The 13328-nt window shown below is 55.0% G+C and carries 9 protein-coding genes and 1 pseudogene; 6 read left to right on the top strand and 4 right to left on the bottom strand.

The genetic code is table 11. The features are described 5' to 3' along the window. Positions 1-107: 107 nt before the first annotated feature. A pseudogene (locus tag MW898_RS26220) lies at positions 108-365 on the top strand (transposase); the annotation flags it as partial. Between the two features lie 267 nt (positions 366-632). On the opposite strand, the gene MW898_RS18060 reads toward MW898_RS26220, so the two are convergent. Together MW898_RS18060 and MW898_RS25695 are read right to left on the bottom strand one after the other, a co-directional pair. Then, positions 633-2306 (bottom strand): ABC transporter substrate-binding protein, encoded by a 1674-nt coding sequence (locus tag MW898_RS18060; RefSeq protein WP_248909446.1) that lies wholly within the window; start codon positions 2304-2306, stop codon positions 633-635. A 56-nt stretch (positions 2307-2362) separates the two neighbouring features. Then, complete coding sequence (locus MW898_RS25695; RefSeq protein ID WP_278000624.1) at positions 2363-5206, bottom strand: ABC transporter ATP-binding protein; 2844 nt, start codon at positions 5204-5206, stop codon at positions 2363-2365. Positions 5207-5448: 242 nt separating this feature from the next. Between MW898_RS25695 and MW898_RS18040 the strand changes: the two genes are divergently transcribed. Both MW898_RS18040 and MW898_RS18035 read left to right on the top strand, forming a co-directional pair. After that, positions 5449-6777: a sulfatase-like hydrolase/transferase gene (locus MW898_RS18040; RefSeq protein WP_248909444.1), complete on the top strand. Its 1329-nt coding sequence runs from the start codon at positions 5449-5451 to the stop codon at positions 6775-6777. Positions 6778-6883: 106 nt separating this feature from the next. Further along, positions 6884-7375, top strand: a complete 492-nt coding sequence (locus MW898_RS18035) for an MOSC domain-containing protein (RefSeq protein WP_248909442.1) — start codon at positions 6884-6886, stop codon at positions 7373-7375. A gap of 100 nt (positions 7376-7475) precedes the next feature. On the opposite strand, the gene MW898_RS18030 is transcribed toward MW898_RS18035, so the two are convergent. Next, on the bottom strand, positions 7476-8492 hold the full coding sequence (locus MW898_RS18030) for an alkaline phosphatase family protein (RefSeq protein ID WP_248909439.1): 1017 nt from the start codon (positions 8490-8492) through the stop codon (positions 7476-7478). Positions 8493-8902: 410 nt separating this feature from the next. Between MW898_RS18030 and MW898_RS18025 the strand changes: the two genes are divergently transcribed. After that, a complete protein-coding gene (locus MW898_RS18025; RefSeq protein WP_248909438.1) occupies positions 8903-10168 on the top strand; it encodes a sulfatase-like hydrolase/transferase in 1266 nt (421 codons plus the stop codon). 52 nt (positions 10169-10220) lie between these two features. On the opposite strand, the gene MW898_RS26510 is transcribed toward MW898_RS18025, so the two are convergent. Continuing rightward, entirely contained in the window at positions 10221-10667 is a 447-nt protein-coding gene (locus MW898_RS26510; protein ID WP_390206249.1) for a DUF7344 domain-containing protein, read from the bottom strand. 201 nt (positions 10668-10868) lie between these two features. Between MW898_RS26510 and MW898_RS18015 the strand changes: the two genes are divergently transcribed. Then, positions 10869-11996, top strand: a complete 1128-nt coding sequence (locus MW898_RS18015) for a M24 family metallopeptidase (protein ID WP_248909433.1) — start codon at positions 10869-10871, stop codon at positions 11994-11996. Further along, positions 11993-13078 carry a pyridoxal phosphate-dependent aminotransferase gene (locus MW898_RS18010; protein WP_248909431.1) on the top strand — a complete coding sequence of 362 codons (1086 nt, stop codon included), beginning with the start codon at positions 11993-11995 and terminating at the stop codon, positions 13076-13078. The genes MW898_RS18015 and MW898_RS18010 overlap by 4 nt, the downstream gene beginning before the upstream one ends. Positions 13079-13328: the final 250 nt, after the last annotated feature.

Below are 13328 nucleotides of genomic sequence, written 5' to 3'. Positions count from 1 at the left end.
CAGGCAGATATTAAATTGTTGTACGATCCCTAGCTAAGGGACTAACTATAAAAAATTGACAGGAAATGCGATTGGCTGGAGACCGATCCCGAAAAAATAGATTCTCGTCACACACATGTACGTACACACGAGAGCGTACTGAAGAACTTGGCATCGATCTCGCGTTTCTGCCACCGTATTCGTCCCATCTCAACCCCATCGATCAGGTCTGGAAATCGCTCAAGTGGGAGATCTCGCCGATTTCTTTCTAAAGCGCGGACGCATTCTGCGCTCTCGTTCGAGACACCTTCGATCAGTTTACCCAGAAAATCAGCTTTGCTACTGACTGGGCTGATACATTCCTTGATTTTCAATCCTTATCTTAGGCACTAAAGGTGGTTATACCGCTGTGTACTAACTATCGCTCAGATCAAGTCAAGAGAAAGAGAGAGAGATTTGGCACTCTAAGATGTCGGTCAAAAACTCTGTTACTGAACAGCCGAAGCACTCAGTGAGATGGAGGGTATCTTTGTCATAAATAAAAGTTTTACTCTGTTTATTCGTGGTGAGCTCTATATTTATCAACTTGAAATATATATGAAAAATTTTCAGAGACAGAGCAACAAGACTAGGTGTGACAAGGAGTATGCTTGTCACTCACCCCCTACAGAGACAAGGTTGAGGTATGGACCACCGATCGCCGACGGAACGTATCCAGAGACGGCATTTGAGACGCCTCGAAGTTCCTTCGCGTGGTCCAAGAACACCCACGGTGCCTCGTCGTGTGCGATCTTAGCTGCTTTCTGGTAGAGAGATTTCCGTTCGCTCTCCTTCAACATCTTCTGTGCATCCTCGACCGTCTTCATGTATTCTTTGTTCGCCCACCCACTCACGCTGAGAGTGTTGTAACCCTCCGTGTCGAAGCTTACCCAGTCTTGTCCAGCAGGACTCTCTACGCCAGGGTGCAGCAGTGAGTAGTAGAAGTTATCGGGGTCGGCGTTATCGCTCATCCAGCCGAGGAAGCAGGCATCGTGCTTGCCACTGTCGGTGTAGTTGAGGAATGGATCGAACGACATCTGATTGATCTCGATTTCGATACCGACGTTGGAGAGGTCAGATCTGACCTGTTGTGCGGCGCGCAGCGGCGAGGGGTTGTACGAACGTGGGTTCTTGAATGTCGCCAATTCGAACGATATTCCGTCCCCGTGACCCGCCTCCTTTAGCAGCGTTTTCGCCTTCTCCACGTCGTGGGGATACGGATCGAGATCCTTGTTGTATCCCATCATATTCGACGGGATCGGCTGGCTGGCCTGCACTGCAAACCCAGAGAAGATGTTTTCGACGATAACCTTCGTGTTGATGGCGTAGCTGATCGCCTGTCGGACCTTCTTTTTCCGGAATGGTTTGAACCGCTCCATGTTGAACGCCATGTAGCCGGTGTTGACCCCCTCGAATGCATTCAGCTTGACACCGTCCGCCTTCTGAACCTTCTGCGAAGCCGTCGTACCGAGACCGTCGATGATATGCGCATCACCGCCGATGAGCGTTTCCGCTCGGGTGGAGTTCTCCGGAATGGTCGAGAAGATAACTTGTTCGACCTTTGGTCCTTTCCCCCAGTAGTTGTCGTTGTATTCGAGCTGAATCCGTTCGCCGTTGCTCTCGTACTGTCCGAGTTTGAACGGACCGGTTCCGACTGGTTCCTTGTTGAGTTTCTTATTCTTTTCCTCAATTGCCTTCTTCGAGAGGACAGCCGAAGCAAACATCGCGAGGTTCCGGAGGAACGGCGCGAACTTCTGCTTTAACTGGATTTCTAGTTTGTATTTATCTTTGGCATTAACCGTCTCGACCCAGTTACCAAGCGTGATCGCTGCGTATCCGGAGATGTACGTATCACCAGGATAGTACTCGTACTCCGGATCAGTGAAGCGACGGAACGTCGCTTTGAAGTCTTCTGCGGTGAACTCTTCGTCGTTGTGGAACTTCACACCCTCGCGGAGTGTGAGAGTTGCCGTCTTTCCGCTGAGTTCGTACTTCTTCGCCAGTCCAGCTTCGAGACTGACATCACCGGGCTTGAACTGGACGAGTTGATTGTAGATCTGGTTTATGACTTTCGCATCCTCACCACTCGTGGAGTTCTGTGGGTCGAGGGTCGCGGACGGGGCACCTCGACTGTAAACGAGCGTGCCAGAGGGACCATCGTTCCCTCCTCCTCCGCCTCCGCCACCGTTGTTCCCTCCACCGAGACAACCGGCCAATGATACTGCTGCGGCCGCGCTTCCTGCGACTTTTAGAAACGTCCGCCTACTATGAGCGCCATCCTCTTCCATACCCAGACACATGAATCTCACTATATAAGTCTACCGAAATGGACAACAAAAAATTACTATTGGCTGTGATCTGGTTGATTGTAGAGGTGGCACGCCGCAGGGTGGGGCTCTTTCTGGAGAACTGGATTCTGGTGTTCACAGACACTACCGAAGCGCTGGCGAAGCACGTCGATAGCCTCATCCCACTTACCCGAATCGATAAGTTCGATAGCCCACTCGATGGTCACGCGATCCTCGCCGGTCAACGGATTGTCGAAGATGGTCTCGACGATCGCTGCCGGTCTCGTTTGGCTTCCCATATCTTGTGACGTACTCGCTGGGAGACCAGTTCCTCCATCGGCGATGAGTCCTTCCTCTCGAATCGCTTCAAGATCGAGTGATCGATCCTCAACGCGCTGGCGGAAATGCATGACCTCTCGGTACGTCTCCTGCTCGATATCGAGATTCTCCGGTGGAACTATCGACGGACAGCGCGTTCGGAATGCACAGCCAGACGGTGGGTCGACTGGGCTAGGGACGCCACCCTCCAGAAGAATTCTGTTCGTATCGCGTGTCGGATCCGGTACGGGAATCGCCGACAGAAGCGCCCGTGTGTAGGGGTGCTTTGGTTCTGAGAACAATTCATCGGTGGTAGCGACTTCGACGACATCGCCGAGATACATTACTGCGATTCGATCGCAGATATGCCGAACGACGGATAGATCGTGGGCGATAAACAGATACGTCAGTCCATACTGTTCCTGAAGATCTTCGAGGAGATTGATGATCTGTGCCTGTACACTGACGTCAAGCGCGCTCACTGGCTCGTCACAGACGATGAAATCAGGATCGACCGCGAGTGCCCGGGCTATACCGACACGCTGGCGCTGTCCGCCAGACAGTTCGTGAGGATATCGGTCACGCTGGCTGGGATCGAGTCCCACCGCGTTGAGGAGTTCGGTGAGACGCCGCCGTCGGATGTCGCGCTTTGAGTGGGGGATCTCGACTGAGAGGGTAAGGTCGGTGCGGGTCTCATTAATTTGAATGTCGAGATCCTCTTCGGAGAGAATCTCGGTCCGAATTTCGAGTGAGCCAATTTCTCCATCCCGAATTGTCACTGCGATATCACTGCTGTCCCGGTCAACCAGATTGCCGAGCAACGACTCGCTACCGGTCAGTGTGACGTCCTTTCCGCCGAAAACGTTCGCGGAGACGTCGAATTTGGGTCTGTCGTGGATAGACAGCGGCTCTGAAATCGTATCACCGATTGTTTGTCGCGGATCGAGACTCGACAAGGGATCCTGGAAGATCATCTGCATGTCTCGGCGCTTCTTCCGGAGTTCCGATCGGTTCAAATCACCGAGATCGTCGCCCATGAACAGAACCGTTCCGTCTGTCGGATCAAGCAGTCTAAGGATCGACCGACCGGTTGTCGACTTCCCACAACCGGATTCGCCGACGAGACCGAGCGTTTCTCCTTCGTAGATGTCCAAATCGATACCATCGACCGCTTTGACAGTTCCTGCTTGACCGAAGTACTCATCGAGGATTCCATCAGCTCGAGAGAAATGCTTTTCCAGTCCCTTCACAGAGACAAGCGGCTCTTCGTCGTCCGAAATTTCGTGGGTGGAAGTGGCACTGATCCCATCGGGTTGGTATCGATTGATATCGTATTCTGGAAGTATGCATTTCGCTCTGTGGTCGACGTTGGCCGGCCCGTGCTGGAGGAACGGTATGTCGTTCCCCGTACACTCGGGCTTCGACCACGGACACCGGGGGGCGAAATTACACCCATCAGGCATGTCGATGAGATCGGGAACGTTCCCTTCGATTGGAGTGAGACGATCGGTTCCCTCGTGTGGAATCGATTCGAGAAGAGTGTATGTGTATGGATGGGAAGGGTTCGTAAAGATCTCTTCAACGGGACCTTCTTCGACGATCTCACCGGCGTACATGACGCCGACACGGTCACACGTCTCCGCGACGACACCGAGGTCGTGGGTAATGAACAGGACAGACATTCCGAGATCATCTTGTAACTCCGTGATGAGATCGAGAATCTGAGCCTGAATTGTCACGTCGAGAGCAGTCGTGGGTTCGTCAGCGATGAGTAGTTTCGGGCGACAGGCCAGTGCGATGGCGATAAGGACGCGCTGGCGCATTCCGCCGGAGAACTCGTGGGGATACTCATCAACACGCTGGGACGGTTCGGGGATCCCGACCTCTGCGAGCAGATCGATGGTCTCCTCGCGGAGATCTTCGTTCATTCCGCCCCGAGAGAGTGCTTCGTTGACGGCGTTGAACCACGTATCCTTCTTTCGGCCACCATACCGATGAAGCTCAAGGCTTTCTGCGACCTGCTCACCGACAGTGAGCGCGGGATTGAGCGACGTCATCGGGTCCTGAAAGATCATGCCGATGTCGCCGCCACGGACATCGCGCAACACCGGTTCCGGCACATCGGTGAGGTCGACGTATCCCTCATCGATGTAGAGAAAGCCCGTATCGTTGGGATCTTGGACGATGTCCTTGGGGTTCTCACGAGCAAGCGTTGCGAGCGCATCAGCGCGATTGGGCACGTTGATGCGATCGGGGATGGACGACATGTCAATCTGGCCATCGTTGATATAAATGAATCCGTCATGTCGGCCAGTGACGATCTGGTCGGGATATTTCCGTGCTACGTAACTAACGAGATCAGCATCGTGGAACAGGACCTGACCGTCGGCGATTTCGCCTGGTGCATCGATCAGACCCATCGTCGAGAGGGCAGTAACGGACTTGCCCGAACCACTCTCCCCGACGAGACCGACTGTCTCGCCTTCGCGGATAGTGAGGTCAATTCCATCGACTGCCTTCACCACACCACGGTCAGTGTTGAACTGTGTCTTGAGCCCGGAAAGTGAAAGTAAGTCGGTCACTGTTGGCCGTCGTACGGTCAGGAAGGTTAAATCATTTAGGAACTTCGATCATGACACGAACTGCCGCGAACTACGTCACGACGACCTCATCGTCCACAACGCAGCAGTGGATGATCTCTTCTGACGCGCGTCTAAGTTCGCGTTCGCTGATGGGAGAGCGAACCTCGTTCGACGACCGCAGTTGGATAAACAAACATCAGGTGGTATTTGTATGCAGACAGGCTTTGCACAGAGGAGTGTGAATGACACGAGTGAATGAGAGCATACGGCTGCTTCGGTCGCTTCTTGCGCCAGCGTATTTGACATATCAGGCAAAGCGTGCCGATCTCGGACACCGACGTCGATCGTTCGACGCCCCCCACCTTACTGCAACTGGTCCCAACCACGTCCTCGTTCTCGTTATCGATGCGCTCAGGCCCGATTGTGCTCCAGATCTCCCGCTTTCGTTCGGGAGCGCAATCACACCCGGCACGTGGACGTTTCCATCGGTCACCAGCATGCACACGGGGCTGTATCCCAGCGAGCACGGCAGCCACGTCAGAAGTGCTGACGGAACGTATCTTATTCCGGAGCAAGCGACCGATGTCGATCTCCTCCCAGTCACGCTCGAACAAAGCGGATATTCGACGTTTTTCGCTTCGGACTTTACGATCCCACTCCTCGCAGCCGGTGGTTGGTATCAGCGACACCACGCCTCGGCGAATACGGGGGCACAGCACGTCGTTGACCGATACCGATCGTGGCGTCAACACCGAGACAAAACATTCGCGTACCTCCATTTCTCAGATCTCCACGAACCGCTCGATCCACCGAGCGAATACCTTGGAGAGCAGGTCGATACGACGATCGACGGACTCTCGACGTGGAACTACGACTACTGGGATGCGTACGATGAAGACGATCCAGCGTGTCTTCGCTACCGCGAAAACCGGCTCGAACTCTATCGGGCGTGTCTCGCGCACGTTGAAGCACAGCTTTCGCCCCTGCTCGATGAGATACTCGAAGACACATTCCTCATCGTCACCGGCGATCACGGCGAGCTCCACTGGGAACACCACGAGATAGACAAGCAATTTTCCGACTCTCGACCGGCGTATTCTGTCGGCCACGGCGGAACGCCGTACGACATGCTTGCCCGCGTTCCGGCAGCAGCACATCATCCTGACCATGGTTCAATTGTTCCATCAGGCGGCTGGGCAAGCCTCCGTGACATTCCGAACACCATCCTCCGGGCGTTCGGCCACGACGGTCCGTTTCCCGGCGTGGCGTGGCAAGACGAGATTCCAGACGACCGCGCTGTCGTTTGCGAATCCTGTCGTCACGGCACAGAGCGAAAGGCAGTCTACCGAGGAACAGAAAAAATCATCCATTCACGGGAAGACAACGTTCTCCTCCACTCGACCGTCGATCCGGCAACACCTGGGGAGACGCCCGCTCGTGCGGATCAGGCGAACGTCGAGGAACTGCTCGCTGTTATCGACGAAGAATGGTCCGCAGGTGAAAACAGCAACAGCGGACAAATGCCTGGACGAATGATCAAAGACCGCCTCGAAGCGCTTGGATACAAATAAAATGTCTCCAAACGATTAGAGACCGGAACGCCACTTCGTTCGCAACTTGTTTGCAATCCATCTATCCTTAACAAATGTATATGTGCAGAGAGTGAAATTTAGTACCATGAACGGGACAGGCACAGCTGATCGAATTTTCATCGCACCCGAAGGAGAAGCCGAGATGCAGGACGTTGACAAAATCGAAGCCGTTGCCAGTAGTGGTCTTCGTGGCGACCGGTATTTCAGCGACATCGAAACGGGGACGTTCGTCAAGTGGGATTCGGACGAAACACGACCTGCTGGCTACGACGTGACGCTCATCGAGCGAGAGGCCATCGAAGCAATCGAGCGTGAGGCTGGAATCGAGCTCGCTCCCGGCGAACACCGTCGGAATATCGAGACCCGTAACGTTGCGCTCAATCACCTCGTCGGGAATCGGTTCCGAATTGGGGACGTCGTCTGTCGTGGAGACCGGCTCTGTGAACCGTGTGATCACTTACAGCGAATCACTACGGACGGCGTTCTCGGGGCACTCACCCACCGCGGAGGGCTTAGAGCAGATATTGTCGATGGTGGAACGATACAGCCCGGTGACGAAGTCGTGCCGCTCGACTGAGGTTGTTGGTGTGGACCCAATCGGAGAAGAGCGCCTGAGCGAATCGATTGGCCGCTTCTATCGATCGGTCCGCTCGGAAAAGATTCGACAGACCGAGTCCTCAGATGTATCCCAACTGTTTCAGGTGGGCAATGACGTCTTCTTCGCTTGTATCACTCGCGTCGGTCGTGTCGATCTCTGGTGTGACAGTCTCGGTGTCGGTTGCAGAGCACGTGACCCACGGGACGCGTTTCACTGCTGGGTGAGGAATGGCTGCACCGTGAGAGAAGAGGCCCATCTCGCCCAAGAGTTCGCCGTGGTCAGCGGTGATTGCGACAGTCTCGAACGTAGCATTTTGGAGGAGACGCGACAGTTCATCCAGAACGAGCCGAAGGTTGTCAGTGTAGTTTTCCCGGACGGTATCGGCGTCTGCACCGTCGCGAAGCGCGTCCCACGGACGCTGTTCGACCTCTGTGATGTGTCCCCGATCGAGTGCGCTTGCGAGGTGCGGATCGTGCGGTTGCATGTAGTGGACGACGAGTCGACGGGGGTTCATCTCACGACAGTACGCGATCGTATAGTCAGTAACGTCACTCGGAAGCGGCGTCGGTCCGTACGGGTTTCGCTCTGCTAGATCGTTCCAGAGGGGACGGAAATCGGAGAAATCATCCGCCGTGATACCGGAATCGCGGAGGAGTCGAGTCACACCGAGCTTCGAGACGACGGTGTCACCCGCAGAGGGGTAGAGCAGTGGGTTCGCATCAGCCGCCAGCGCCTCAGAAGCCCACGAATTCGCGGTGAGGTACGCTGTTTCGTTGATCTGCTCGCGATAATCATCCGTGAACGTCTTCAGGATCCACTCTTTCGAGGTGCTTCCAACCGAACGAATGCTATCGACAGTGTCGAGAAACTCGTACTCGTCGGCGACAGCTTGCAGCGTATCGACACGACAGGCATCGAGAACGATGAGGGCGTCCCACTCTCGCTCGTAGATGTTCGTTCCAAATGGAACGCGCGTGCTGTAAGCGAGCCACCCAGCAATACCCACCCCGTAGAGTTCTTTCACACTTCTACTATCGGAGAGAGCGTGGCCGATAGCGCGTTTGATCGAACGCATGTACTGTGACAACATTCCCATACAGATGTAACGTATTCGTTCGGCGGGTGGTGGGTATCGTGCTCGTATGATGCCCGTTCGATTGATGTGACAACCACGGATCGGGTGACCCATGGCTTTTCTAGTTCCCTCTGACTGTGATATGAAGTACACTCTGTTCTGCGACGGAATGGGATGATGACGGGCGGCTTACGCGCCTCGATCCAGACAGGCTTACCTTCCGAGTAGACGGTTGGTTTGTGAGCCCGGTGATTCGCTTGCTCAACGGCCAAAGAGATGGACCGACCGAAAAGAATGGCCCACTTTGCGCTTCAGCGGGATTTCCCAGACCGATCGCCAACAACAAACTGCATTAATGCTTTTACCCCACCAACCTGACCCGAGGCACTCACGCTGCATTCTTTTAGATGGCGGGTGACGTATCGAATAGCGTGAGTGAGAACATCGTTCTTGTCACGGTGGACTGTTTACGCGCAGACCACTGTGGGTTCGTCGATCCCGAGCGTGATCTGGATCTGACGCCGACGCTCGATCGGATGGCGAGCGAAGGCATCGGCTTTCTGAATGCGGTTGCACCAGGACCGCGAACTCCCTCGTCCGCTCCGGTGTTCTCGACTGGAGCGTTCTACCAGTACCGAGAACAGTGTCCAGAGCAGGACTGGGTGGCTCGACGGGCGCGATTGGCCGAACACCTTACCCGATATGGGACGATCGCCGATCGGTTATCCGCGTGTGGATATTCGACAGGGAGCGTTACAGCGAGTCCGTGGACGAGCGTCGACACGGGGTTCGACAGCGGCTTCGATCGCTTCGTTGAGAGCAGTGCGAATGACCGTGCATACTCGGAATCGTCACTTGTAGCCGGAGTTGATGGCGTATTGAGCCGTCTGAACGCCGAAAACGCGTTCAATTGGAAGACAAAGCGAGAGTGGTTCGCTCAGTGGACCGGCCTGTATGAAGAGATTCAGACCGCGATGGCAGAACTGTCGGAGCCGTATTTTCTCTGGGTGTTTCTGCTCGACAGCCACCAGCCGTACATCACGCCGCGTCGATACCGGCAAGAAACGTCTGCGCTGGAGATGTACTACAGCGTGGCTCGATACTGGCACGGACGGGATTCAGACGATCCGCTCCCAGAGCACGCTGGGCGGTCGATACGGCGCGCCTACCGCGATACTGTTCGGTCGGTCGATGCGTTTTTTGCCCGATTCCTCGACGACAGCCCCAAAGGCGATCCAACTTTCATCGTTATGGCCGACCACGGAGAAGCCCACGGCGAACACGGCACTTACGGCCACGAACGAGTGCTATACGAAGAGAACATTCGGGTGCCACTCGTCGTTTATGGATGCGATACGAGCGAAACTGTGACCGAACAGCTCTCTCTCTCACAACTTCCACAGATTGTCTTCGATAGTGCAGATAGTGCTCTCACTCCGGAACAGTACACGAGCGACTTCTGTCTCTCTAAAACAGAGTTTGACCGGGTCAAATCCGTCCGTGGCCACGGATGGAAGTATATCGTCACGCCCGACACCGAAGAGCTGTACAACCTCACTGAGGACAGCAAAGAACAACATAACATTGTCTCGAATGCTCCCGAAGTGACCGATGCGTTGCGAAAGCGGCTTCAGCACCACGAAATCACCGAATCAGAAAAGCGACAGATCGTAGATCGGATCAGTTCGGTGCTGTAACCAAGCATAGTTCGATAATTGTGCTACTTCGAACTGCTATCAAGAGACGACGTTACGATCCTAACCGCTGCTCGCACTCTTTGTACTCTGCGTGTTCGAGCCATTCTTGCAGCGATGGGTGAACCCAGTATCGAATCATACCACTCCGTGTGTCATAGTCGATAACGCCAGCCGTTTCGAGTTTTGGGAGGTGTTTGTGGAGGAGATCCACAGTAAGCTTGTGATGGTACGTATCACGGTGGGTTTCAGCGTCATCAGTGTCGGCCCCGAGATCAATCAATTCCGGTTGGGAATCGGTTTCCATCCCCGAGATGTGCTGTACAAGAGTATCAATTTCTATCGCGCTACCTGGGAATCGATTCAGACAGTAGAGAGCGTACCGACGACGCTGATTGCTCAAGAGTTGGAATATGGTGTCGAGAGGGATGGTTTGCCTCCTCCAGCGCGGCGGTTGGTCTGTCCCACCGTGTTCACCGTCGTGATTGAAATCATCTCCCATAATCGTCGGTACCAATTCTTGAAAAAATGATCTGGAGAATAAAGAGTTTTATCAATTCTATTGGTTTCTCAGCTTATAACAACAGTCGTAAATTCGAAGTCCGGACCTGTCTCACTGGCGAATCGAATGGCGCTTTTCGTATCAGGAATCGATCTGGGATGGTGGCAGAACGGCTTAGTTGTCATGAACAAAAGACGGAGTATGACGCCATTCGAGCGCCGAACCAACGCTTGTCAGAAGCAGCTTCAGGACCACGGAGCATCAGCAGCTATCTTGTTCCCGAGTCAGAACCTCTACTACACGACGGGCTTCGACGAAGAGCCGAGCGAGCGTCACCTGTTCTTTCTCCTTCCGGCGACGGGCAAGCCAGTCTTCGTCGTTCCAGACATGTACGGCGAGCACATTCGAGACGAATCGTGGGTCACTAACGTCCGGACGTGGAGTGACGACGATGACCCCCTCGCGCTTCTCGAAACGGTCGTTGATGAGTCGTCGCTTGAGATTGGAGAACCGGGTGACGAAAATCATCTTCTCGTCGATGACACGATGTGGGCGCAGTTCACGCAGGATCTCCGAGATGTGTTTCCGGCGGCGACGTTCGGACTCGCAAGCGAGGTACTCGGTCCACAGCGATGCCGAAAAGATAGTGCCGAACTCGACGCGCTACGGGAGGCGGCGACGATCGCAGACCAAGCGATGGAGGCGATTCGGGAACTTGGCTCCAGTGCAGTTGGAATGACGGAGACGGAACTCGCTACCGAGATCGAGACGCGTCTTACGGCGGCGGGAGGGACGGGGGTCTCGTTCGAACCGATCGTTGGAAGCGGTCCGAATGGAGCAAAACCACACCACGGTCACGGCAAGCGCGAAATCGAAGCTGGCGATCCAGTGGTTCTCGATTTCGGGACACGAGCCAATGAATACCCGAGTGACCAGACGCGAACTGTGGTGTTCGACGGCAAGCCGTCCTCGACGTTCGTGACTGTCCACGAGTTGGTTCAAGAGGCACTGGAGACGGCCGTGGAGACCGTCGAACCCGGCATTGAGGCGAGTGAAATTGATAGCGCTGCTCGGTCTGTTATCGAATCGGCGGGCTACGGCGAGCAGTTCATCCACCGGACTGGACACGGTGTCGGTCTCGCGGTTCACGAGGAGCCATACATTGTTGCTGGCAACGACCGCGAGCTCGAACCAGGGATGGTATTCAGCGTCGAACCCGGGGTTTACATCCCCGGTGAGTTCGGTGTCCGGGTCGAGGATCTCGTTGTTGTGACCGATGATGGCTACGAGCGATTGAACCACACGAATCGCGGATGGGCGTGCGAATGAACCAACCGATAGCGTATCTCGAATGGATCGCCGGACGACCAGACGCCGCGGCGCACGATCTCGGGTCGAGCGATCTCCACGCTGTTCCTCAGGATTCACCTCGTGAGGCGCTCGATGGGTTTCCAGATCCGCCAGCAGAGACGACACTCGAAGAACAGCTTGCTGATGTGTACGCCGTCCGCCCGGACCAGATTCACGTCACAGCAGGAGCCACTCACGCAAATCTGCTCGTGATGGCAACCGCACTCCAGTTCGAGCGACAGCGGGATCTGAGTTCCCGAGTGCTCGTCGAGACGCCCGGCTACGAACCGCTTGTGAAGACGCCGATCGGTCTTGGTGCTGAAGTCGACCGCATCCCACGCGACACGAACGGACAGCTCGATCCCGATACCATCGCGGACGCAGCAGACAGCGGTCCTGTTGATCTCGTTGTCCTCACGAACCGACACAATCCATCGGGGACGATGACTGACCGCGAGACACTGGCAGCAGTAGCCGATATTGCGAGTCAAAGTGATGCATTCTGTCTTGTTGATGAAGTGTACGCACCATACGTCCCAACATCGCGCGGAGAGCGTGGCTTTGGGGGCGTGACGGCGGCAGGACTTCCGAACACCGTGGTGACAGGATCATTCACGAAGTTTCACGGGCTCGGTGGCCTCCGCATCGGCTGGGTCATCGGCCCTGCCGCGTTTGTCGACCGACTCTCCTCCGTCGCGTGGTATACGCCTGTCGTAGCCGACACCAGCCGTGCTCTCGGTCGACGGGCATTATTCAATGCGGAGACACTCACTGACCGATCACGCGATCTCATCGAACGAAACCACGACCTCCTCTCATCATTCGTCGATTCGCGCACCGACCTTACTGGGACTGTACCGGATGGATGCCCGTTTGCCACACTCGCCTGCACTCACGCTGACGGAGATCGGGTCACACGAGCCGCGTGGGAGCAAGACCTCCTTGTTATTCCAGGGCGCTTTTTCGACGCTCCTGAACGTATCCGGATAAGTCTCGGCGGGCAGACTGATGAGATGAAACAGGCGTTGGACGTGTTAGGATCCGTGCTTGACTCGCTGTAAGACACGTGTCACCGTAGCACAGACTGAAGTGATACGCCAATTCAGGGCCTCGTCGGATTCGCGTGCAGTGGTTCTCGTTCAAACAGATTGCGTACACTGAGATCATGTTTGTATACAACACATAAGACAGGGGTCGTTCCTTCTCTCTGAATGACGTTAGATGTCTTACGTACTACATTCTAGTCAGAACACGAACCGATCAGTTGATGCAATCGAAATTATATATTTCGTTCGAGAACCAGAAATCGAG

Source organism: Halocatena marina, assembly GCF_023276375.1.
In the GTDB taxonomy this organism is placed as follows: Archaea; Halobacteriota; Halobacteria; order Halobacteriales; family Haloarculaceae; genus Halocatena; species Halocatena marina.
This window is presented reverse-complemented; position numbering and strand designations above follow the sequence as displayed.